Annotated in this window: 26 protein-coding genes, 1 tRNA gene and 2 pseudogenes; 12 read left to right on the top strand and 17 right to left on the bottom strand. The window is 46.0% G+C overall.

Annotated elements, in window-relative coordinates; genetic code table 11:
* Positions 1-329 precede the first annotated feature (329 nt).
* The 3 genes from JCM14467_RS10525 (at position 330) to JCM14467_RS10515 (ending at position 2,195) form a co-directional block, all read left to right on the top strand.
* Positions 330-620, top strand: coding sequence for a class I SAM-dependent methyltransferase (locus JCM14467_RS10525; protein WP_054850091.1), 291 nt, complete (start codon positions 330-332; stop codon positions 618-620).
* Positions 617-1,024: a methyltransferase domain-containing protein gene (locus JCM14467_RS10520; RefSeq protein ID WP_054850090.1), complete on the top strand. Its 408-nt coding sequence runs from the start codon at positions 617-619 to the stop codon at positions 1,022-1,024. Before JCM14467_RS10525 ends, JCM14467_RS10520 begins: the two co-directional genes overlap by 4 nt.
* 253 nt (positions 1,025-1,277) lie before the next feature.
* On the top strand, positions 1,278-2,195 hold the full coding sequence (locus tag JCM14467_RS10515) for a hypothetical protein (protein WP_054850089.1): 918 nt from the start codon (positions 1,278-1,280) through the stop codon (positions 2,193-2,195).
* Positions 2,196-2,536: 341 nt separating this feature from the next.
* On the opposite strand, the gene JCM14467_RS10510 is transcribed toward JCM14467_RS10515, so the two are convergent.
* The 5 genes from JCM14467_RS10510 to JCM14467_RS10490 all read right to left on the bottom strand — a co-directional run bounded on the left by JCM14467_RS10510 (position 2,537) and on the right by JCM14467_RS10490 (position 5,813).
* Positions 2,537-2,624: transfer RNA gene (locus JCM14467_RS10510), tRNA-Leu, on the bottom strand.
* 90 nt (positions 2,625-2,714) lie between these two features.
* Positions 2,715-3,458: a hypothetical protein gene (locus JCM14467_RS10505; protein ID WP_252901382.1), complete on the bottom strand. Its 744-nt coding sequence runs from the start codon at positions 3,456-3,458 to the stop codon at positions 2,715-2,717.
* A 113-nt stretch (positions 3,459-3,571) separates the two neighbouring features.
* Positions 3,572-3,781 (bottom strand): hypothetical protein, encoded by a 210-nt coding sequence (locus JCM14467_RS10500; RefSeq protein ID WP_054850087.1) that lies wholly within the window; start codon positions 3,779-3,781, stop codon positions 3,572-3,574.
* A 328-nt stretch (positions 3,782-4,109) separates the two neighbouring features.
* Complete coding sequence (locus tag JCM14467_RS10495) at positions 4,110-4,778, bottom strand: METTL5 family protein (RefSeq protein WP_054850086.1); 669 nt, start codon at positions 4,776-4,778, stop codon at positions 4,110-4,112.
* 39 nt (positions 4,779-4,817) lie between these two features.
* Positions 4,818-5,813, bottom strand: a complete 996-nt coding sequence (locus tag JCM14467_RS10490; protein ID WP_252901381.1) for a phosphate signaling complex PhoU family protein — start codon at positions 5,811-5,813, stop codon at positions 4,818-4,820.
* A 159-nt stretch (positions 5,814-5,972) separates the two neighbouring features.
* Here JCM14467_RS10490 and JCM14467_RS10485 point away from each other — a divergent pair, with 159 nt between their 5' ends.
* Positions 5,973-6,443: a phosphopantetheine adenylyltransferase gene (locus JCM14467_RS10485; protein ID WP_054850084.1), complete on the top strand. Its 471-nt coding sequence runs from the start codon at positions 5,973-5,975 to the stop codon at positions 6,441-6,443.
* Here the strand turns inward: JCM14467_RS10485 and JCM14467_RS10480 are convergent.
* The 4 genes from JCM14467_RS10480 to JCM14467_RS10470 all read right to left on the bottom strand — a co-directional run bounded on the left by JCM14467_RS10480 (position 6,432) and on the right by JCM14467_RS10470 (position 8,744).
* The gene (locus JCM14467_RS10480) at positions 6,432-7,532 is read right to left on the bottom strand and encodes a M28 family peptidase (protein ID WP_252901380.1); all 1,101 of its coding nucleotides are present in this window, start codon (positions 7,530-7,532) and stop codon (positions 6,432-6,434) included. The genes JCM14467_RS10485 and JCM14467_RS10480 overlap by 12 nt on opposite strands.
* Positions 7,439-7,942 (bottom strand): hypothetical protein, encoded by a 504-nt coding sequence (locus JCM14467_RS17945; protein ID WP_252901379.1) that lies wholly within the window; start codon positions 7,940-7,942, stop codon positions 7,439-7,441. The genes JCM14467_RS10480 and JCM14467_RS17945 overlap by 94 nt, the downstream gene beginning before the upstream one ends.
* 193 nt (positions 7,943-8,135) lie before the next feature.
* Positions 8,136-8,378, bottom strand: a complete 243-nt coding sequence (locus JCM14467_RS10475; protein WP_054850083.1) for a hypothetical protein — start codon at positions 8,376-8,378, stop codon at positions 8,136-8,138.
* A 27-nt stretch (positions 8,379-8,405) separates the two neighbouring features.
* Entirely contained in the window at positions 8,406-8,744 is a 339-nt protein-coding gene (locus tag JCM14467_RS10470) for a hypothetical protein (RefSeq protein WP_054850082.1), read from the bottom strand.
* Positions 8,745-9,001: 257 nt separating this feature from the next.
* Here JCM14467_RS10470 and JCM14467_RS10465 point away from each other — a divergent pair, with 257 nt between their 5' ends.
* The 4 genes from JCM14467_RS10465 (at position 9,002) to JCM14467_RS10450 (ending at position 11,183) form a co-directional block, all read left to right on the top strand.
* On the top strand, positions 9,002-9,322 hold the full coding sequence (locus JCM14467_RS10465; RefSeq protein ID WP_252901378.1) for a hypothetical protein: 321 nt from the start codon (positions 9,002-9,004) through the stop codon (positions 9,320-9,322).
* Between the two features lie 298 nt (positions 9,323-9,620).
* Positions 9,621-10,391: a hypothetical protein gene (locus tag JCM14467_RS10460; RefSeq protein ID WP_252901377.1), complete on the top strand. Its 771-nt coding sequence runs from the start codon at positions 9,621-9,623 to the stop codon at positions 10,389-10,391.
* Positions 10,391-10,726 carry a hypothetical protein gene (locus JCM14467_RS10455; protein WP_054850079.1) on the top strand — a complete coding sequence of 112 codons (336 nt, stop codon included), beginning with the start codon at positions 10,391-10,393 and terminating at the stop codon, positions 10,724-10,726. The genes JCM14467_RS10460 and JCM14467_RS10455 overlap by 1 nt, the downstream gene beginning before the upstream one ends.
* The gene (locus JCM14467_RS10450; RefSeq protein WP_054850078.1) at positions 10,719-11,183 is read left to right on the top strand and encodes a hypothetical protein; all 465 of its coding nucleotides are present in this window, start codon (positions 10,719-10,721) and stop codon (positions 11,181-11,183) included. The genes JCM14467_RS10455 and JCM14467_RS10450 overlap by 8 nt, the downstream gene beginning before the upstream one ends.
* Before the next feature lie 26 nt (positions 11,184-11,209).
* On the opposite strand, the pseudogene JCM14467_RS10445 reads toward JCM14467_RS10450, so the two are convergent.
* Positions 11,210-12,423, bottom strand: a pseudogene (locus tag JCM14467_RS10445) (acyl-CoA dehydrogenase family protein).
* 174 nt (positions 12,424-12,597) lie between these two features.
* Between JCM14467_RS10445 and JCM14467_RS10440 the strand changes: the two are divergent.
* Together JCM14467_RS10440 and JCM14467_RS17940 are read left to right on the top strand one after the other, a co-directional pair.
* On the top strand, positions 12,598-13,359 hold the full coding sequence (locus JCM14467_RS10440; protein ID WP_252901376.1) for a DUF763 domain-containing protein: 762 nt from the start codon (positions 12,598-12,600) through the stop codon (positions 13,357-13,359).
* Positions 13,356-13,757 (top strand): DUF763 domain-containing protein, encoded by a 402-nt coding sequence (locus JCM14467_RS17940; RefSeq protein WP_252901375.1) that lies wholly within the window; start codon positions 13,356-13,358, stop codon positions 13,755-13,757. The genes JCM14467_RS10440 and JCM14467_RS17940 overlap by 4 nt, the downstream gene beginning before the upstream one ends.
* A 1-nt stretch (position 13,758) precedes the next feature.
* Here the strand turns inward: JCM14467_RS17940 and JCM14467_RS10435 are convergent, their stop codons facing one another.
* From JCM14467_RS10435 to JCM14467_RS10420, 5 genes are all read right to left on the bottom strand, one after another.
* Positions 13,759-14,205, bottom strand: a complete 447-nt coding sequence (locus tag JCM14467_RS10435; RefSeq protein ID WP_054850077.1) for a hypothetical protein — start codon at positions 14,203-14,205, stop codon at positions 13,759-13,761.
* Positions 14,206-14,242: 37 nt separating this feature from the next.
* Positions 14,243-14,449 (bottom strand): C2H2-type zinc finger protein, encoded by a 207-nt coding sequence (locus tag JCM14467_RS10430; RefSeq protein WP_054850076.1) that lies wholly within the window; start codon positions 14,447-14,449, stop codon positions 14,243-14,245.
* Between the two features lie 38 nt (positions 14,450-14,487).
* Positions 14,488-15,387, bottom strand: coding sequence for a glycogen/starch/alpha-glucan phosphorylase (locus JCM14467_RS17935; protein WP_252901374.1), 900 nt, complete (start codon positions 15,385-15,387; stop codon positions 14,488-14,490).
* Positions 15,388-15,473: 86 nt separating this feature from the next.
* A complete protein-coding gene (locus tag JCM14467_RS17930; RefSeq protein ID WP_252901373.1) occupies positions 15,474-16,037 on the bottom strand; it encodes a hypothetical protein in 564 nt (187 codons plus the stop codon).
* 47 nt (positions 16,038-16,084) lie between these two features.
* Positions 16,085-16,849 (bottom strand): adenosylcobinamide-GDP ribazoletransferase, encoded by a 765-nt coding sequence (locus tag JCM14467_RS10420; protein WP_054850075.1) that lies wholly within the window; start codon positions 16,847-16,849, stop codon positions 16,085-16,087.
* A gap of 322 nt (positions 16,850-17,171) precedes the next feature.
* Between JCM14467_RS10420 and JCM14467_RS10415 the strand changes: the two genes are divergently transcribed.
* Entirely contained in the window at positions 17,172-18,341 is a 1,170-nt protein-coding gene (locus JCM14467_RS10415) for an SLC13 family permease (RefSeq protein WP_252901372.1), read from the top strand.
* A gap of 60 nt (positions 18,342-18,401) precedes the next feature.
* A complete protein-coding gene (locus tag JCM14467_RS10410) occupies positions 18,402-18,803 on the top strand; it encodes a hypothetical protein (protein WP_252901371.1) in 402 nt (133 codons plus the stop codon).
* Here the strand turns inward: JCM14467_RS10410 and JCM14467_RS10405 are convergent.
* Together JCM14467_RS10405 and asnS are read right to left on the bottom strand one after the other, a co-directional pair.
* Positions 18,800-19,378: an adenylate kinase family protein gene (locus JCM14467_RS10405; RefSeq protein WP_054850073.1), complete on the bottom strand. Its 579-nt coding sequence runs from the start codon at positions 19,376-19,378 to the stop codon at positions 18,800-18,802. The genes JCM14467_RS10410 and JCM14467_RS10405 overlap by 4 nt on opposite strands.
* Before the next feature lie 18 nt (positions 19,379-19,396).
* Positions 19,397-20,700: pseudogene (gene asnS, locus JCM14467_RS10400) on the bottom strand (asparagine--tRNA ligase).
* Positions 20,701-20,723: the final 23 nt, after the last annotated feature.

The raw sequence follows: 20,723 nt of genomic DNA, 5'->3' as shown, positions 1-20,723 counted from the left end.
TTTGAATTAAATCTTAAATAATACCCAATGGTTATTTCATTTTTCATTAGTGTAAAAGTTCGTAATCACACTATGTTTAAGTTTTCTCCATTACGGTTCTTCATCACCTTTAATTAGTCCTAGAATTAATTTAGATAGGTTAAACTAAAATAATTATTCATGGAACTAAACCTAGTTAAAAATACAATACACACTTTATGCATGGATATGTGATAATTAATTGACCGACTACCCAAATGGGTATACTAGTTTTCATTATAGCATTGGTTAAGGTATCACTGTGGTAATTCTTAAAAACCGGCTTATTATTTATTGATAAGTTGGTTATTATGTTTGAAGCCAGTAAGTATGATTCGTGGTTCCTGAGAAATCAGTACGTTCTCGAGTCAGAGGCCCTACTCCTTAAGTATATGCTTGAGCCAAATCCGGGCAGGTCCTTGAGTGTTGGTTGCGGTTCTGGGCTCTTCGAGTTCATTCTCAGGACTAGGTATGGCGTTATCATTAGCGACTGTGTTGAACCGAGCCCAGCTATGGCTGAGGTGGCTAGGGCTAGGGGCTTAAACGTAAGGATTGGCTATGCCGAGAACCTCCCTTTGAGGATTCCACGTTTGACACTGTGATCCTTAATGGGGTCCTGGATTACGTGAGTGATGATGTTAAGGCGGTTAGGGAGGCTTATAGGGTCCTTAGGCCTGGCGGTCACATTGTCGTTGCTGACGTGGTTGCCGAGGGTTCGTACGGCTTACTTTATAAGTTGGCTGAGTTGCTTGGTTCCTGGGATGACCCATACATTGCGAGGGTTAGGCCGCCGAGTCCGTACCCAATTGAGTATGTGAGGCAGGCTAGGTGGCATACGGTTGATGAGATTAGGAGACTACTCGAGGGTGCTGGCTTCGTGATTGTTAAGGTAGCCCAAACACTGACTAGGCACCCGAAGTACTCCAATGAGTCTATTGAGTATCCAGTCGATGGTTATGATAGGGGTGACTACGTGGCATTTAAGGGCTGGAAGCCAGGTCCGTGATTAAAAACGTCATGGATGCTCATTAAAATAAAGAATGGGAAGCACTTGATGCGCTTCAAGCTTAGTCCTAGCTCTTCAGTTCGAGCAAAGCTTCATAGTTTTAGTGTTGAGGTAGCCTAAGTAATGTAGGATGCATGAATGCTTATTATTTAATCTTAGTTTGTAGGTCATGGTTTTGTTATCGAATTTTTATGTTTACTTTAGCTGAAGTTGAAAGTAAGGGAATTTAAAGTTGCTAGAAAGAAGAAATTGAATGAAGCCTATTAAACCAGGGATTGCGAGATCCGTAATCCTGGCATTAATGATGGGGATAATTAGCACGGTTATTACATTGGTTATTGGGCTCACCATCACGGACCCATGGCTCTTAAAACCGCCACAGGTCATTAATGACACATTGCCACAATTAATCACACCCCAGGGCAGTGCGAAAGTGGTACTTGTTAATTATCAACCAGCCGGTATTTACTATGATGGCCCAAACACAACGGCAATAGCAGGTTATTACTGCATCTATGATGCAAAGGTGGCAAGCGCTGGCTGGTTAACAAACTGTATGAACGAAATCAACGTAACAGCATATAACGACTTAGTAAGGAACTGCGACTATGAACCAAACCCGAGAGCCTACAGCCCACCGGGGTACACAGTACAATTAAACGCACTACTAAGCACGAATTACTGGGTGCAGAATACATGGGGGCAGGCAATACTTGGCGCAGTCCAGGTAGGGGATGAGGTTTGGAACATCGACGCAAAACTACTATCATACAACCTAGGACCCATAGGTACACGGTGCGGCTGGCTCATCATAACAATCCACAACGGCAAGACCTACTTTGGCTACTCAGGTAATGGCATTAACATTACCTGGTATGCGAGCTACCCAGTGGGCAATGCCGTAATAGTGCCGAGCACATTCACGAACATCGTAATCGCCGGACCAGGAAACCTTGCTGCCGTAAACTTCACCACGACCCACATTATACTGGCCCTATGGTACTGGAACGGCACGGATTGGCAACCAGCACCGATAAAGCCGGGTGGATTCACGGGCGAGTCCGTCGTACATGCGTGGATCTACGTAGTGGGTAACGAGGCGGTGATGACGTGGCCAAGCCCAGCAAATAATGCATCATCAATACCAAGGCCGGGCTTTAAACCATGGTAAATACTCTTCTAATGGAATTCATGATTTAACCTTAGCAGCTTAACCGCAACTCTCAGGGACTAATCAGTAACTAGGACGTGATCAAAGGAAATAATCACGTACAGGTATAGGTCAGACATAGTCAAATGTAATTGAAATCTCACCATGCCCGCCAACCTATGGAAAAGTAATTATTAACCTCATTAATAAAGTACGAAGATAAACCCTGGCCTTAAGTCCACGTCAATAAAGCCCTAAGTGCTCAACAATGACCAAACCCATAGACCCAATCCTGGATAAAGGTCTCTAGGTATTTTACGACTTCAAATTTAGTTAGGATTTTTACGTAATAATTCAATTTCTGGTGCGGGGGGTGGGATTTGAACCCACGCAGGCCTTCGCCAACGGGACCTGAACCCGTCCCCTTTGACCTGGCTCGGGCACCCCCGCCAGCTCAACAGTTCATTAACAGCGATTTAAGTTTTTGGGTTCGAGGGGCTTGCGTACTTAACCGTTATACTACCGGGGTTCGTTGTTTATTTAATACGTTTGTTTAATTGCCTGGGCTCGGTCTTGGGTGGGGTCCTCGGGATAATCCGCCGTGGCGGTCTCCTTTGTGGGTGTTAATCGCTTGAGGTGCTTTGTGATCATTCGTCTCTTTTCCTCGTCCTTTGCTTTCTTGAGCTTTCTGCACAGTATTCGGATTACCTGCTCCTTAATGTCCTCGTACCTCTCAATCATACGTGCGGGAATCACCACAACCCTATACCTACTACCTTTGTGAGTACTAACGGTGAACTCATTGCCGTACCTAGCCCTCAACGCGTTAATGACCTCGTCGACATCATCATCCCTAGCCCTATGTTCCAGCACAATAGTACCCACTTTAACTTGCACCGTGAATCCGTAACCGGCCACGTTTACCTGCATCTCACCTCTCCTGTACTTCATCTCCATCTCTGCAATCCTCCTTAGATTGACCCACTTATCGAAGGCTAAGGCATCCAAAACATCATGCAGTATGGGCGGCAGGACACTAATCATAGCCCTTGCTAAATTGATGGCGTTTCCTCCGTAGAACGGCACCTCAACCACATTACCCTCCGTATAGGGTTTACTGCTCCTAAAGCCTATTTTCTTTAGTTTTTCAAACAACGATTCCCACCTCTCAAACTCCTCACCCGACATTGTAATCTTGATTACCGCCATACTGTAAACACGACCATTGTTTTTAAGTTGTTTCTTAACATCCGCACTACCATCGCCCAATACCGCGGTTAGCATGAAGCTAGGAGCCCCTCCTCGCTGAGCCTAGTGACGTCACTAAGGATCTTGCCCTTGATTGATTTATACCTATTGGACCTCAAGCCTGTCCCTAGTCATTAGCCACTCGTCCATTATTTCCTCAACTCACCATGGTCCCAAACCCTCCAACGTTGTATTCGATTGACTGCCTCAATTAATAATTCGACGGCCTTATTTACGGCGTTTTCATCAGCCTCACCACCACATCGATACTCACTACCACGCTTAACACCAGTGCAGAACTTGTTCCTCCACAAAAGCCCCATATCAAACCCACCAAACTCGTCCAGAGCACTGGGCATATCAATGCAAAATTCTTAACTGGATTAATAAGGCACTACACACGCCTTAACATCAATCGAGACCACCACACCGAGGACTTAGATAAGGACGTCAAGGTCATCAAGCAGGTTAGGGCCTTGAGCAGTGACGTAATCAAGCCCAAATACAACGTGACCTACGTAATCACGAGTTAAGAGCTAAAAAAACAGTCGGGGTTAAGTACGTACGTGGCGATGAAATCGGCGAGAGGAAAATAACGCTAAGCAAAACAATGATGTACGTGGCCGAGTTGTTACCGCATCAGGGTACTAGTTTGCCTATTTCTGCGCATCTTCATCGAGGACGGTCTTAATGATTACATGGACTAATTCCCCGTAAAGACTCACACTCTACTCGTGCTAGGAATACCTCGGTTTTGTAAATTCTCCTTCTATGGTGCTTATATGTGAGTGGTATTGTTATTGTTGCCCTGTCTAGCACGTTCATGATGCATCCCCATGAGTTGACCTTGTTACTTACGTAGTCTAGAGTTGTTAGTTTATGTATCGTATATACGACATCACTATGGCTTATTGCAACGCTTAGGAACCTCATGTCAAGACCTCTCTCGGACTGTATTCCAAAGGGTGGGTTTTGGAAGACTACATTGAACTTACCAGTGATGGTGATGCTCCTGATGTCGTTTACGATAAAGTCTATATTACTCAATCCATATTTACTAGCTGACTCCCTGGCTATGTCCAGGGCTTCCCCATCTATGTCAATACACACCACCTGCCTAGCGCCCATTAGTGCAGCGGCTATTGCGAACCTGCCGGTTCCGCAGCCAAGGTCTAGCACCCTGGCGTCTGTTAGGTAGTTCCTCATGTATGCGTCCCACACGGCTACGGCAACTATGTTGGCGTCGGTTATGTACTGCTCGAGGTTTAGCTTCGGCGATTTATAGCCTGGTATGCCCTGGATTATCAACTCAAGATCTCTAAGCCTGCGAATCTCAGCACCTCTGACCATCCTCATTTAATCAGCTACCGACGTGCTCATCACCGCTAATCAAACTCACTCCTCGCTATTTAACTCCTCGCCTGTGACGATCCTCGCGGGCTTTGCAATACTTCTAACATGCCTACTGAAGGCTGCCTCGGCTATGTCAGCAGCCAGGGCAACCATTAATTGCCCCTCATGTATTGAAGCCGTCAATAAACCACTTAGCCCTGTACACCCCATGTTGGCTAGTTCGAGCATATTATTCAGCATGCGTTCCCTATCGAGCAGGACCTTCAATGCGTTGTTTATGCTGTTGTCCAGATATGAATACACGGCCTTCATTATATAAGTCCACACATCCCTAAGCTTCTCACTAATCTCATGCCTACACTGAGTCGCCTGTACCCTCATGAAGGCGTTGGATAACCTATCAAGGGCATCAGCTGCATGCTCCAGGTTCTTCACCACTATCGTATCATCAATGGCCCTCTTCGGGTCCCTGAAGGACAACTTCTTAATGGTTCTCAGGGCTAGGAAATATAGCTTATCCATCTGATCGTCAAGCTCAAGGACCTCCTTAAGCAAGTCCTCCTTGTTCGTTTCCAGGTAATCAATGAATTTACTAAACATGGAGTTTAGTATATTAGCCATACTATTAATGACCTCGTTAAGGTCCACGTTAGTCTCGCTTGTAGCCACCTTAATTAACACGCTACCATCACCCTCAAGCATTAACGAGCCAGGTAGCTTCTTCTCAACGCTTGAGAAGGCCTTCCTAATCACGTCCTTCTGCCCAATAACCTCCACATTATCGTAACCCTCAATGTAGCTGGCAATGATGACCCTCGTCGTCTCATCAATAGAGCCGCCAAGTGATATTGTGACCTCATTAGTCTCACCACCGACCTGCGTGACTGGCTTAACAACGATCACCTTACCGACCAGGCTAATCTCAACGACATCACCAACACCAACACTCAACACATCAAGCCACCGCTTAGGCAGTGTTATGCCTATGCTCTTCTCGCCAATCCTAATAACCCTCCTATATATGGATGACACGCGCATAGGGTATAACTGGGTATAAAAACCTAAGTCTCAAGGTGTTATTTCTTCACCCCATATATATTAATACCCATCAATTATATAGTTGACAATTAACTGGGCACTAAGTCCTCAATAATCTCAAGGTTTATTAAGTACTACCAATTGCATTATTACCCATATATGCAGAGACTTAGGTTTAGGAAGGTTGCTGTTGGCGGAACATTCGACACACTTCACGCGGGGCACACGGCATTACTCTTCATGGCACTCAACTATGGGCGTAAGGTGCTCGTTGGGGTTACGAGTGACGAGTTTGCCCAGGCCTATAAGACGTATAAGGTGAAGCCGCTGAAGATTAGGTTCCTTAACCTAAAGAGTTTGATTAAGGAGTTGGGTGGTAATGACCGTGATGTGATAATTGACGTAATTAATGATCCATACGGCCCAACAATCGTTGACCCGACGATCGACGCCATAGTAGTTAGCCTGGAGACCTTACCGAGGGCTATTGAGATTAATAACCTTAGAAGGGAGAGGGGATTGCGACCCCTGTACATTATTGCTGTTCCAATAATTAAGGATGGCTTTGGCAATAAGATATCCAGTACCTTGATAAGGGATAGGACGGGCACCAGGGAGCTAAGTGACTAGGTTTATGTTCATGTCCTCAGCCAGCGACTCTATTACCTGCGATATGTACTGGCTTAATTGCCTCACGTCTCTGATGGTGCTTGTGTCCATTATCACCTTGCCACTCCCCATCTCCTCAACCCTAAGCGGTACCTGGCTTATGTCGTTAATGTTTATGAACCTCCTGACGTAGGATAGTATTGAGTTTGTGTATATGGTCTTAACCGACCCATCACGCCTATATTCAATTAAATACTTAGACAGTAAGTACTTAACAAGCCTATAGGTTTCCCAGTCCTCCCTGAGCTCTATGCCAAGCCCCACGCTTATTATGTCCCTGTTTAGCACGGATATGTAGGGTGACGGCGTTAAATCACTAGTTAATAGATAATTGAGTAATTGACTCGCGACCTTGAATGCCGAGTCAATGTCCTGCTGACTCGCCCTATCCTCAACGTCCTTATCCGTGTGATATACATCCCAGTAATAGTCAAGGCTTGAGAGAGTCATTGATGGTATGCCATTCATTTCAAAGTTGAGTGAGTCGAAGTAGGGCTTGGGTAACTCCCACTGCGTACTAACCAATTGGCTGAGCTGCATTGATAGGTCCTCACTGGTGTGTACTACGTATTGCCTACCAACGACGTCTAGGTTAAGCACGGCATAAATATTATTGAGCAGGTTCCTCCTCTCTAGATACTCCACATACCTGGTAGACCCATAGGCCCAGTATAGGCTTGCAAACCCAGGGTTTCCGACCTCCTCAGCGGTGAATGATATGAAGGATAAACCCCTCTTCATGGATGCCCTCTCCTTAATCACATTAAGCAGCATGGATGCGCCTAAACCAACGCCTAGGCAATTATCTGCGTACCCAGTTAACCAATGATCGTGATGCACGGCTAGGACCACTGTCTCCTCCTTATCACCCTCAAGGTTAATGATTAGGTTATAGCCAGTGCTTAGTCTCGTCTCTACATCACTCACGAATTCCACCTCCTCACCAACGTGCTTACTTAACTCATCGCCGACCTCCTTTGACACGGTGAGCGCAGGCATGACGGGCGGCGGTGCCCTATCCCAGGAATAGTCAGGCGTTGCCGTGACCACAATCCTCCTAACAACACCGGGGTGCCTATCCCTGAAGATGATGCTAAGGCGCCCTTCTCCATAGCCTTTATGTATATGTATTTGGCGTCATCCATGTCCTCTGGGAAGTCCGTGAGTAATATCTTACCCTCTGAGTCGTTGATGTCCATCGTGAGTTTACCCCTACCGGAGCCGCCTAGGGTTAATGGCATGCTCAAAGCCCTAAACTCATTATTACCATGTATAATTCGTGAGAATCTATCCCTCCAAACTAGGACGCTCACTGGCTGTAATTCATAGGAGAATAATGGATTGTCCACTTGATTTAGGAGCCATTCTATGAAGTCATACTCAGCCATAGATCCACCTATCAGGTCTATGTATGACGAGCACTTCCTAGCAATGCTAATCGCCGTTGTTTGTTCATGCACGTTCCAATTAATGCAGAGATAAATATAAGTATAGCGTAATTAATAGAGGACAATGTGAATAGCCTAATGAGGAGGATTACAATGCTTTATAGACGCGCAGCATCCACGGTGCTGCTGATGATACTAATCACCCTAATAATTATTAAGGGCAACAACTTCCAAGTGAGTAGGATCTATAAAAAGTCACTGAAGTTCATTGAGACTGCTGTGAAAGGTAGGAAATTACGTCGTTGAGGAGACTCGAGACATACTCATAATCCCTCCTACGCCTAGCCTTGGCGAACCTAGGCCTTAGGCTTGGGTACTCCTTAAGGACCTCCCTGGCTATAATCCTCAGCAACGTCATACCCTCACTATTAAGCACGCCATCCGAGTAATAAATCGAGTAGGGATCCAACAACTCCCTAATGTAACGGAGGACAGCCCTGTCAACCATTTTAACCTAGGAATAAGCCAAGCCTATTTATGGCTTCCACGTAAGGGCAAGTATCGAGCCAATAAGGAGCAGTATGAAGCCTATGAAGAAGCCATTTGCTACGAAGAGCCCTATTATGGCAAGTATGAGGAGTATGACACCCGTACTATGCACAGCACCCACATCACTAAGTCCACGAAGCCTAAGGGAGAAGTATAGGGCGAGCACACTAATTATAAGACCAACAACGCCTATAACGATGAGGAAGGCTGGCACGAAGATAGGCATGAACGTCATTGGGTAATAACTAAACCTATGTATGAAGAGGTGTGGCATGGACGCCACCACCGCCGCAAAGGCCAGGACGAATATCGCACTTATTAGCATCAGTATACTCCCTATTAACGAGAGGATGTAGGCAGTATGCGGTGTTGCACCTGTGTCCCTGGTTGTTGACTCATATTAATTCAAGGATTATGCAGTGGCCTTAAAAATTATTCTCACTGCCAATACAGGATAAGTATTACGGGCTTAGCATGTATATCTACAATGATCAATAATTTACAAAAACAGTACTAGATAATGTAAACAACATCCTCCCATAATAGCGCAATATATATATTAGTTAAAATAACCTTACAATGATGAGAAGCAGCATTCCAGGGCTCAGGAAGGACGCAATAAGAGCTATCGCAGCATTAACGTTAATAGCACTGGCAACGACGCCAGTGCCGCATATAATGGCAATATGGCTAATGTCGCAAGCTGTTAATACAGGTAATGGGGCTTTAGCATTTGGTGGTGCAGCCGCTGCATTTGCAAGTTACCAATTCTTTAGCTATAGTGGGGATTTAGCTGTTACAATAGCCGTTTTAGCAGAAATGAATCTATTAGATACAGCAGCGATAGTGGCTCTTGGGTTAGTTGCCGCGACCGGGGTTGGCCTTGGTATAGCACTTGCGTAATATCTAATTATGACTATGTATAGGGTATTTAAAATTGATTTATATGTCTATAATAGGGTTAATCTTAGTAATATTACATCTAGGTTTATGGGTATAGGCATTATTGGGATTATAAGTTGGATGGCATGGATTTACATTGTCTCATTAATCCTCACTAAAATAGGGATTAATCCATATACTACTTGTAACCTATGTCGTTAATGCGCTATTTTTCTTGATCATAGAAGTAGCCTACGATCTTTATCGTTTAAGAATATGCCGCATCTTACCAGGCCCCTGTAAGGATGCCGTATATGTCGTGAACGGTACTTCAAATTTAGGGCAGGCAATCATCGGTGCGGTGCTTAGGATACCTAGAGTAATATTTGTATCGGAAGATATATTTAATGATCCTACGGATTATAAGGCTGTCTTAGCCCATGAAGAACATCATATTAAATGGTCATTCATCGATGTGTTAATTATTGCGATTGCCGGTGCGGCTTTTATGGCACCCTTCAATTATGCGGTTGCGCTATTAAATTTCTATCATCACGTCATTAATGTGATAAATAAATACGTAATTATGTTTTTACTTTATGCCAGTTTTGTCGCATTCTTTTCTATAGGCATTATAACACCCATGCTTAGAGAAACACTTGCAGACCTTGCCGCCTACTACAGTGTTGGTCGCGCCCCATCAGTATTGCTGAGAAGAAAGGCTGTCATGGACGTGAGCAGGTTTTCTGAGAGATTTAAGGAATTAATGCAGCGTGTGAGGGCTCGTCATGGTAAGCTCGCCATGGCGCTGCTTACCCTGGCTTACCCACTTGCTTACCTAGGTCTCTCGTTAATAAGCGGTGTTCACCCTGACTTCAGGAGGTTTGTCGCTTCCCGTAACCCATTCTCCCTACTGCCGCCGTGGCTCTGGCATTACCTGCCTCGGCAATATCGAGTGCGGTTTCTCTATCACTGGCGGTTCAGGTCCTTGGCCCTAGGTTCATCTCCCTACTCCCCTACTCGTCAGACCCTGTTTATTCGGCCACGGTTGTTTATTTCCTTACTTTTGTTTCTTCATTTGGTACCTTAATGCTCTTCGCCGTTGTTGGTAAGCCCATTGTTAAGGTCCTTATTAGGCCGGTTAGTGATGATGGTGTTTACTCAATGACTGCTTGGTCTATCGCTTTCTACGTCATGGCTTACTCAATAGCCCTTGGGCTGCTCATGCTATTCCTCGGCACTAAGTATTTACTATTAGTCATGGCTGTACCAACGCCAGTAGCCTTTATATCCCTCACCCTATTCCTAATGCCATTCTTAAGGTCCTTGAAGCAATCCCTGCTGCTTTCCGTGGCTACTTACATAACCTTGGTAATAGTGTCTATCGTCGTCCTCGGGACGTTACTGGTGTTTTATCATGTTTAGGAACATAGTTGCTTCCTTCGTATTGGGCGTAGTGACGGGTATGTTAATTGGCGCCTTTGCCTTCAGGGTCTTTGACGTCGCTAGGGTATCCGCAGTATTGCTTGATTTGAGGTTTGAGGTTAGGCTCTTCCTTTGGGTTTTGGCGACTAACTCCGCGGCCTTCACGGCACTTTACCTAATAAGCCAATACTCCAAGGGCTACGCAATCGTCTTCATATACATATATGGCGTCCTGGCCGGGTTACTGGCAGCGTCCTATGGAGTCGCTGGTTTCATCTCGATGATTCCCCATGGCACCCTGGAATTGTATGTAATGAGTAGGGTAGTTAACATGGCCGCTGGAACTACCACCGTTAGGTACGTGGTGATCACGGCATTGATCATTGTGGTTGCGGCGTTGATTGAGGCCTTCATCGACACGAGGATTATGTATGCACTATCCCTATTAACAGCATGAATTTGAGAGGTAGGCAATGACCACGGTTACTCCACCTCCCTACCTATTAATCCCCTCGCCACTATCAACCTCATTATGTTCTGCGTTCCCTCTGCGCCCACGTAGTAGCTCAGGCCCCTAGGAACGCCCTCGCTATTGGCGTCTCCTTAAAGTAACTAACGCCGCCGAACCACTTCATGACCTCCAGCCCAACGTCTATGGCAAGCTCCACCGCGAGCATCTTAGCATGGCACCTGCATTGGCCACATCCAGTATCGAAACAGCCGAATCACCCCTATAGAACTTATCCGCTAGCCATGCGGCTCTATATACCATGAGCCTGGCAGTCTCAAGCCTAGTGGCCAGTTCGGCGTACCTGAAGCTAACGCTTGGTAAGAGGCTATTGGCCTACCGAACACATTCCTGGACTTAATCCAATCCTTACCCTGCTCAAGCATCCAGCGTGCAGTCCCAAGGGCTGCCGCACCGATCAGCGTCCTAGCCACGTCAAAGCCCTCCATGGCTATCTTAAACCCATTATTAACCTCACCAAGCACGAAGTCAGGATCCACGGGCGCACCATTAAGCCTTAGGTAACCAGTCGGTATCCCCCTCCTACCCCACTCCTCGTAGTCCCTGGTCTCGAAGCCCGTGTTAACCACGCCATTCCTTTTAACCATGAATAGCATCGTCGTTATTGCCCTGTGCTTGGCCTCCAAAGGCCCAGTCCTGGTTATTGTCACAAAGCCGCCACCATAGGGTAGCCTAAGCGCTAACGAGACGCCAGTCACCATGTTCTTCTCGCCAGTCAACAACCACCTACCATCAACGAACCTGGCCTCAGTCCTCTCGCCAGCCACGTCACTACCGCCCTGGGGCTCCGTCGACGCAATGCCAATCCAAGCTTCACCCTTGGTTAGTCTCGGCAGGACCTCCTCCTTAACACTGTCCTTGGCATACCTCTGCACTATGAATGGCCAGGCTGTCTCAAGCAGGAAGTAGACTGGGACGGCGAGGCTTGGGTCTGCGTAGGCCAACTCCTCAGCGGCTATGGCCGCCATTAGGAAGGAGGCCTCCGAACCGCCATACCTTGAGCTCAGGGTTAGGCCTACCAAGCCCTGCTCTGCGAGCCTGGGTATTAGGTCTAGGAGCGAGTACCTGCCTCATCAAGGTCTACCCAATGCGGTTTTATGTACCGCTCACCAAACTCCCTAACCGAATCCCTAAACAGAGCCTCCTCCCTAGACAGGTCGAAGTCCATTAACCATTAATGATTGAGAACACATAAAAGCATAACCTTATTGTTTTACTAAACCATCGTGAAGAATAATACCTCCATTAAGCTAGAACCTCCAGGGTCTCTTAGGTCCATCTCGAAATTAACTTGCCCACTAAAACGAAAGAACTATATATTAGATTCATTGAAACAGAGAATGTGAGCATTTCAGGTTTTGCGGACTTACCGCTACACACCGGACATGTGCCGCCGTGGCTCTACAGTAGGATGGTTAAGCTTAGCGGGCTTATCGTCGAGCTTATGGTTGATGAGCACGGCATTAGGGAAACCATAAGGCTATTCTCGAACCCAATATTCTTCCAAGCCTTCAATAACATAATCGGCATGGATTGGGACTCCTCGGGTAGCACCACAATAACGACTGCAGCACTAAAGGAGGCGCTTTCGAAGAGGGATGTGGGTATTAGGGTCGTTGGTGGTAAGGGGGTTTACGCGATTAATACGCCTGTAGAGATTGAGGAGTTGGGTAGGGTTTGGGATATCGATGTTGATGGGCTTAAACTCATGTCTAGGCTTTCTGCGAAGATAGATAATACGGCGCTCCAGGATGGCTATAAGCTTTATCACCACGCAATGATGATTGGCTCTGACGGTACGTGGACAATAATTCAACAGGGCATGAATGAGAAGACTAGGTATGCCAGGAGGTACCACATTTGGATGGGGAATGACCTATTAAACGAACCTCACACAGGCATCGTTGGTGTTAAGGGTAATTACGCACTCAACATGGTTAGTAGGGTAAGTGGCGATGCTAGGGGGATGATACTCGACTTGGTCCATCAGGACGTTAATAAGGTGTTGAGGGATTGGGCGTTGGTTAGGGCCATGATGAGGGGCGACTCATCAATATTAACGTACCTAGCAGGGAACCACCTAAGTACTACAACCCATACATGAGTGGTGCCTTTAGGCCGTACACCGCATCGATAAATGAGGATGCCATTAAGAGGGCTAGGTATGTCAATGACTTTAGGGAATTACTCCTCGTCAGGGGTCTCGGGCCCAGTACAATGCTGGCACTGGCATTAATAGCGGAGCTTGTGTATAGGAACCCTGTTGATTGGGAGGACCCAGCCAACATTGACCCGAGGAAGTACGCATTTGCACTCGGTGGTAAGGATGGCTCTCCATACCCGGTCAATAGGGAGGTTTATGATGCGGTTATTGACATAGTGCAGGCAGTAATTGATGCCGCCAAGAGGGATAGAGGATTAACCGTGTACCTAAAGCACCTTGCCAAGGTGGCTAAGCAATTGAACCTACCCACCGATTTAGTCAGGCCAACACCGCCATAACTCAGGTACGGGCCATAAGTACCTGGGTTATCTCATCAGCAGTTACCTCATTAATGACCATGCCAATACTCGTTAGATTATTAATGATGGCGTTTACGTCCGTATCGGGGTGCATTATTATTGATAACCTGAATGTTGCCTGGTCATAGAGTACGCTAACGACGCCATCAACAGCCCTGCTTAACACTAGTTCTAATTCGTCTAAATTTACGTTACCCCGAATATACACATTCATTATCACCTTCCTAAGCGTTAAGCCAACACCCAGTGATAGTATTGATTGGGCTATTTCGCCGAAGGTAACGTTGTCCGTGTTGTAGGTTATGACTAGGTCATTATTGAAGAACTTCATGAGCAGTATTCCGTCAAGCATTGATAATGCCTTAATCACAAGGTCAAAGCATTCCTGGCAGTTGGATTGTACCTTAACAATCCTGGTTACCTCCACGGCAGAAACAGCATGCTTAATTAAATAACGTTATCTCCTAAATGCTAACTAGATAAGCCATATGTTTACTCTCGACAAACGCCTCATTAATTAGGTGAAGCTTCATGAACCTAATTGACCTGTACTTACTACCACACACTGGGCACCTCCTTGATCTGGGAATCTTCGTACACTCACTACGTAAATGCGCGTAGAGCTCCGACATCGTATCAAATGACCTCCCACAGAGTTTACAGGTTGGCATTGACGATCAAGGTTACCGGGTAATTAAAAACTTTAACCTCATCCCTTAACGAGGTCCGGGTAGTACTCACGAAGCACCCTCCTAATATCAACCCTAGGCGCAAAACTAAGTATTGCACTTAGGCTAATTAAATAGAAGCGCTCCCTGTCTGAGTTATACAGGTCATACACCTGGGCAAACTTCGCCCTGAACTCCACGTACTCCCTCTCATCAATCTCCTTACCCCTTGGGTCATTTGCGAAGTCAATAAGCTCCCTAACATCGCTACCAAACAACCAACCATTCACGCCATCAGTTATTAACTCAACTGCGGCGCCGTCACGCGAGGCAATACTCGGCACGCCATTTACTGCGGCCTTCATGAAGCTTGTACCACTCGCCTCCCAACCTGGGAATGGCGTGAAGAGTAACGCATCAACACCCTTGAGTATTGTCTTAGCCTTATTAACGTCGTAATCATGCACGTACACGACATTCCTATACTTCCTGTGCAACTCCCTGAACTTCCTCATGTATACTAAGCCATCCTTATCCATTGGGTGCGACTTACCGCCTAGGACGAAGATCACGTCATTGAACTCACCCTCCTCGATCAACCTGGCCACGAAGTGGGGTCTCTTGTATAGTGTCATCCTCCTGACCCACGCAACAACGAATGAATCATTACTTAACTCGACGGGTTTGTACGACCTAATCAAGCCCTGTAACTCATTCTTTAATCGAGACTTAATGAGAGCGAGACTCTCCCTGGTTAGTGAGCCCTTCTCATAGAGCACCTTTATTTCTACGTCCATCCAGCGATTTAGGTCTATGCCGTTGGTTATGAACCTTGCCTTATTAATGAATTGAGGTATCACCTTCCTCATTATGTCGTAGTGCTTTGACGAGACCATTATGACCTCCCAAGCCATTGCAGCCCCAATGCTCGTTAGGACCACTGGATCCTCGATAAACCTATAACCCGTTTCCTCATCAAAGAGCTTGTTTGGGAATGATGGGTGTCCCCAGGGGCCTGGCGTATGTATTATGAGCTATACCTACCAGGTATCCTGAGTATTATCGGTACCATGGCCGCGTAGGCCTCCTGAAGATCAATATACCTAACATTCTCAAGCCCAATGTTCCTCCTGATAAACTCCACAGCACCCCTGGCGAGGAAAATGTACTTCAAGAACTTCTCCTCAACACTACCCTCTATGTATATCCTATCCGTCAACTTCAACGCCCACTCAGGCCCCCTGGGCTCTAGGAATATGGCGTGCGCCGTGCCTAGGCGATACTCCCATGCATTGACTTCCACGTTCTCATTCCTCAGCCTCACCACGTACGTATCAGCAAGCCTCAGGGATTCCAGGAAGGACTTGGGCTGCGGCTGTGGCTTTGGTACTGGGTTATCATTCTCGTCAAAGTCATAATCAACATAACCATTCCTGTAGAGGAGCGTTATCACGTAGTAATTAAGCCCGAGCGCTGCCGCGCCATAGAACTTATCGCCCTCGAGAACCCCAAGCCCACCAGCGTATGTATACCCCATGTCTAATGCCAGGTCCGGCGTTATACTTATTATCGCATTTGACTCACTGCTCATACAAATGATGCAATTAAGGCAGTGTATTAAAGCAATACTGAGGAGCATTAAATAGTTGATATTACTATTGACAATAGCACCAGCGTTATAACCCTCGAAACCTCGAGTATGAAACCATAAAGATCACCAACAGCACCCCCAAGGCTACCCTGCAGAGCCATGAATAATAACACGCCAAGGGACATGGATATTAAGGCAATGATTACGCCAATAAATCTCAATAATAGGTAAGTCATTACTAAGCCCACGATCAATGCAGTAATAACTAAGTGAACCCTCTCCTTACTATACCTAGTTAATTGCCAACCCAACCCCCTATGGCCAGGCTCCTTACCAAATACACCCGAGAGACAGCACACCGATTTAGACACAATCTCGGCCATGAATAATGACTGCCACAACACCCTCATCAAATTAGGCAGTGATGAAACAGCCAATATTATTAATAAAACGACCATGGCTATAGAGGCAGAGCCCCTATGTGGATCCTTCAGAACCCTAACCCTATCCTCAACTGAGCCCCTAACCATCAATGCGTCAACCACATCAGCAAAACCATCGATGTGATTAAGCCCCGTTAAGATAAGTAATAGTAAGTACGTAATAGATGCTATTGCCAAACTATTGCGTACGTACAGGCTCAGGTAATAACCAAGGAGACCAGGTAATAACCCCGTTATTACTGGCACTATTAATATGGCGAGCCAGGCATTTCTTAAGGCCCTCGAAACATCGTGAGAACCACCAATCGGTATTATTGTGAAGAACGTAATCACAGCCCTTAAATCATCAATAGCATCCCTAGCCCCCATTTAGTGTCACCGACCCATTGTAATGGCGGCTCCTTTAAGCATATTCAGCAAGGCCTGCGTTATTATCATCGAGTCAAACCTCTCGAGCATCATCACCAATAATCCCAGTGCCTATCCTCCTAATTAAGTTTATTCATTCAACCTCCCTTTACTTTAAATAACGTCGAAGACGAAAGCTTTTTAACTTTATACCGCTGTAGAAGGACGAATAAATAAACTATGATACCCATAAAATTCGTAGAAGATAGCATCATATTAGCGGTCACGTACGGCCTGATAGCCTGAGGGGGTTGGTAGGATCAATGTACAGCCCTGGGTAGCAATGCTATTCGGTGCGTCGCTCACCATAGTCCTCGGCATACTCACGCCAAGCCAGGCCCTGTCCTCTATAAACCTTAATGTTATTCTATTCCTAATCTCATTGTTCACAATATCATCAGCGCTCGAGGTCAGTGGATTCTTTAGTTACCTGGCGTATAGGCTATTAATAAGTAGTCGTAGCATGGATAAATTAATACTAAGGATATTTGGGCTATCAGCCCTATTATCACTTGCCCTATCAAATGATGGAATTGCCGGCTCATTCACGCCCGTCATAGTGTCAATGAGGAGACAGGCTAGGATCAATGTTAAACCATTACTTTACGCACTAGCCTTTGGCGTAACCATAGGCAGTGTGGCGCTGCCGGTTGGTAATCCACAAAACCTGCTTATAGCCCTCGAATCGGGTATGCCAAGGCCATTTTTGGTATTTGCGCTCTACCTGTTACCACCAACCATAATTAACGTACTAATTACATACCCACTACTATTACTATTCCATGGAAATAATGACGATGTGGTAATACTGGAGACCCGGAGACCCGAGGAATTACTCACCAATAGGAGACTTGCCTACACTGCAATTGCAATACTACTAATATTAATACCCCTATACTTCATAACGGATATCTTTAACGTAAGTCCGTACCTAACCCCAGTGACGCTTACGTTCATGGGAGCCTCAATAATTTACCTACTCAGCGGTGGTGATAGGAGGAGTGTGGCTCATAACGTTGATTGGACGACGATACTATTCTTCATAGGGCTATTCATCGTTAGTGAGGGAGCCCTCGAATCAGGGGTGCTCAACGCACTGGCCCATTATTTACCACTGCCAACAACATTGATTGGGGTCTTCATATCGGGCTTACTCCTTAGTCAGGTAATTAGTAATGTGCCTATGGTCGCACTATACATACCATTAATGAGGGAGTTGGGGGTTTCGCCAGATAATTACATTATTTGGGTGGGTTTGGCGGCATCGAGTACCATAGCTGGTAACCTGACCTTAATTGGTGCGGCAAGCAATGTGATAATTAGTGAGGCCAGTGAGAAGAGGGGTGGTGAGGGCTTTGGCTTTCTTGAGTTTATGAAGTATGGTGTTCCCGTAACCATCGTGAACACCCTAATCTACTATGCATGGTTAAGTTGTGTCCACATAACATTCTGACTCTATTTTTTTCAGTAGTTATTGGACAAAATGTTTTTAAAGCATAATAGTTTCATTGGCATGGGGATTGAAATGCGTATTTATGGCATTGCCATATTTGAGGTCAATAAGGACCTTGACGTGACCATCCTCGACCTTGAGAACGTCGGTCTACATAGGCTTGAGTACATGGAGATCGACCCAGACCTAGCCACTTACCTTGACATGGCTGAGGAGGAGTTTGGCGATACGCTCGGTAAGTACAGAACCATTAAGGACTACATCTTTGAGTATGAGAATGAGAGACTCGTACTTATTAGGTTCTTCATGCAGGGTAAGCGCGTTGGTAAGGTATTACTCGTGAGCCTTAGGGCTGGTACGCTGAGGAGTATTGTTAAGAGACTTGAGAACATTGGCTGGAGTAGGCTATTCATGTTTGAGATTAAGAGGGTAATGAGGAGTGTGAAGTACACGGATCACTAAGCTTGGCACCCATCCAACTCCCTACTAAGACTTATTAGGAAATCCGTGTCAAGCACGTCAAGCCAATCAACGACGCCAATCACGCTATTACCACTTGATACATGACTGATTATGTACTTGACGATGTCCTGAACGCCCTTATTTGTCGTATCAACCTCAATCACCCTATCCTTACCGAATAAGTCAATGGCCATACTCAATGATGAACCAACAACCTCGGCAAGCACATTCTCAACAACCTTACACCTAGGCCAATTCCTTAACAATAACCTACGCATTAACTCGACAGGGTTAAGCCTAAGCACGATGCACCAATCAATTAACTCCCTATCGATTAGGTTTATGGCCACCGTATCAATAATGTACGAATCCAACCCACTTAATCTACCCTTAATTAACTCACGTGCCCTCTTCTCATCAATTACGTAATTCGTGGATAAACCAGGGTCCCATTTAAGGAGGGGCCTTATTACCTCGTTTATGTTTATTAATGTGGCATTAAGGGCTTTTGAAAGTTCCATTGCCACCGTGGTCTTCCCCACGCCGGGTGAACCGGTTATTAGTAACCGAACCATTTTAAATCATCTGACGTCTCATGGCTTAACGCGCCTTATATCCCTTGGGAACGGTATTGCATCTCTAATGTGGTCAAGCCCGCAAACCCACATCACGAGTCTATCAATGCCAAGTCCAAACCCAGCATGTGGGACCGAGCCATACCTCCTCAAGTCCAGGTACCAATCATAATCCTCGGGCTTAAGCCCAAACTTCTTAATCTTACCGAGCAACTCCTCATAATCATAAATACGCTCACCACCACCCACGATCTCGCCATAGCCCTCAGGCGCCAAAACATCAACACTTAGCGTAGTCTCCGGCCTACTAGGGTCATTCCTATGGTAGAATGCCTTAACCTGCTCAGGGAAGTGATGTAGAAGGACTGGCTTATCGAATTGCAACGTCAATACCCTCTCCTCATCAGCACCTATGTCATCACCCCACTTGATCTTCAACCCCTTAGACTGCAGGATCTCAATGGCCTCGTCATAACTAACCCTATAAAATGGCGGCTTAACATCCTCGAGAATCTTCATATCCCTACCCAACAACTTAAGCTCATCCTGCCTCTCCTCAAGCACCTTATTAACGATGTACGTGATTAAATCCTCGAGCAGTTTGAGCAAACCATCAAATTGAAGCCAAGCCTCCTCAGCCTCCGCATGCCAGAACTCAGTCAAGTGTCTCCTAGTCCTTGACGGCTCAGCCCTAAAGCTTGGCGCCACCGTATACACCTTCTCCAAGGTGTATATCAAAACCTCGAGGTAGAACTGCGATGATTGTGTTAGGTATACATCCTCCCTATCGAAATACTTAACAGGGAATAACGTGGCGCCACCCTCAACCGCCGCGGATACGAACATTGGCCCCTGAACCTCATAATAACCCCTAGACCTGAAGAACTCATGGATTGCGCCAAATACAGTGTGCCTAATCCTAAGCACCGCCCACATCCTCCTACTCCTAACCCATAAATGTCTAACATCGAGCAGGTACTCACTGTCAGCCTTGGCAGCGTCCTCATTTATTGGGAATGGGTCACCCACGTAATACCAATCAATCCTCTTAACATGGATTTCAGAACCACCGGGTGCCCTTGGCTCCTTCTTAACAACCCCCGTTAGTATAAGTGACGATTCAATATTCAACTTGGACACTATATCGGCTATGTTGGGCTCGGACTTATTAATTACCGCCTGAATTATACCGCTACCATCCCTAACAATTAGGAATATCTTATCCTTCAACTCCCTCTTCCTATAAACCAACCCCTTATCGTGACCTCGGCACCCTCGTTTAGGCTAAAGACATCTTTTATACTCGTAACCCTATTCCCTATTAAAATAGGTCACGAAACATGTG

The organism is Vulcanisaeta sp. JCM 14467, from assembly GCF_001316245.1.
In the GTDB taxonomy this organism is placed as follows: Archaea; Thermoproteota; Thermoprotei; order Thermoproteales; family Thermocladiaceae; genus Vulcanisaeta.
The sequence above is the reverse complement of the archived record's forward strand: the minus strand, read 5'-3'. Positions and strand labels throughout refer to the sequence as shown.

Excerpts from the sequence above, each read along its gene's own strand:
- JCM14467_RS10485 (WP_054850084.1), top strand. The coding sequence starts at position 5,973 with ATGCAGAGACTTAGGTTTAGGAAGGTTGCTGTTGGCGGAACATTCGAC.
- JCM14467_RS10450 (WP_054850078.1), top strand. The coding sequence starts at position 10,719 with ATGTTTAGGAACATAGTTGCTTCCTTCGTATTGGGCGTAGTGACGGGT.
- JCM14467_RS10455 (WP_054850079.1), top strand. The coding sequence starts at position 10,391 with ATGCTCTTCGCCGTTGTTGGTAAGCCCATTGTTAAGGTCCTTATTAGG.
- JCM14467_RS10470 (WP_054850082.1), bottom strand. The coding sequence starts at position 8,744 with ATGCTAATAAGTGCGATATTCGTCCTGGCCTTTGCGGCGGTGGTGGCG.
- JCM14467_RS10515 (WP_054850089.1), top strand. The coding sequence starts at position 1,278 with ATGAAGCCTATTAAACCAGGGATTGCGAGATCCGTAATCCTGGCATTA.
- JCM14467_RS10490 (WP_252901381.1), bottom strand. The coding sequence starts at position 5,813 with ATGCGCGTGTCATCCATATATAGGAGGGTTATTAGGATTGGCGAGAAG.
- JCM14467_RS10430 (WP_054850076.1), bottom strand. The coding sequence starts at position 14,449 with ATGCCAACCTGTAAACTCTGTGGGAGGTCATTTGATACGATGTCGGAG.
- JCM14467_RS10495 (WP_054850086.1), bottom strand. The coding sequence starts at position 4,778 with ATGAGGATGGTCAGAGGTGCTGAGATTCGCAGGCTTAGAGATCTTGAG.
- JCM14467_RS10405 (WP_054850073.1), bottom strand. The coding sequence starts at position 19,378 with ATGGTTCGGTTACTAATAACCGGTTCACCCGGCGTGGGGAAGACCACG.
- JCM14467_RS10500 (WP_054850087.1), bottom strand. The coding sequence starts at position 3,781 with ATGCCCAGTGCTCTGGACGAGTTTGGTGGGTTTGATATGGGGCTTTTG.
- JCM14467_RS10415 (WP_252901372.1), top strand. The coding sequence starts at position 17,172 with ATGCTATTCGGTGCGTCGCTCACCATAGTCCTCGGCATACTCACGCCA.
- JCM14467_RS17930 (WP_252901373.1), bottom strand. The coding sequence starts at position 16,037 with ATGAGCAGTGAGTCAAATGCGATAATAAGTATAACGCCGGACCTGGCA.
- JCM14467_RS10475 (WP_054850083.1), bottom strand. The coding sequence starts at position 8,378 with ATGGTTGACAGGGCTGTCCTCCGTTACATTAGGGAGTTGTTGGATCCC.
- JCM14467_RS17940 (WP_252901375.1), top strand. The coding sequence starts at position 13,356 with ATGAGTGGTGCCTTTAGGCCGTACACCGCATCGATAAATGAGGATGCC.
- JCM14467_RS10505 (WP_252901382.1), bottom strand. The coding sequence starts at position 3,458 with ATGCTAACCGCGGTATTGGGCGATGGTAGTGCGGATGTTAAGAAACAA.
- JCM14467_RS10410 (WP_252901371.1), top strand. The coding sequence starts at position 18,402 with ATGGGGATTGAAATGCGTATTTATGGCATTGCCATATTTGAGGTCAAT.
- JCM14467_RS10465 (WP_252901378.1), top strand. The coding sequence starts at position 9,002 with ATGAGAAGCAGCATTCCAGGGCTCAGGAAGGACGCAATAAGAGCTATC.
- JCM14467_RS10420 (WP_054850075.1), bottom strand. The coding sequence starts at position 16,849 with ATGGGGGCTAGGGATGCTATTGATGATTTAAGGGCTGTGATTACGTTC.
- JCM14467_RS10525 (WP_054850091.1), top strand. The coding sequence starts at position 330 with ATGTTTGAAGCCAGTAAGTATGATTCGTGGTTCCTGAGAAATCAGTAC.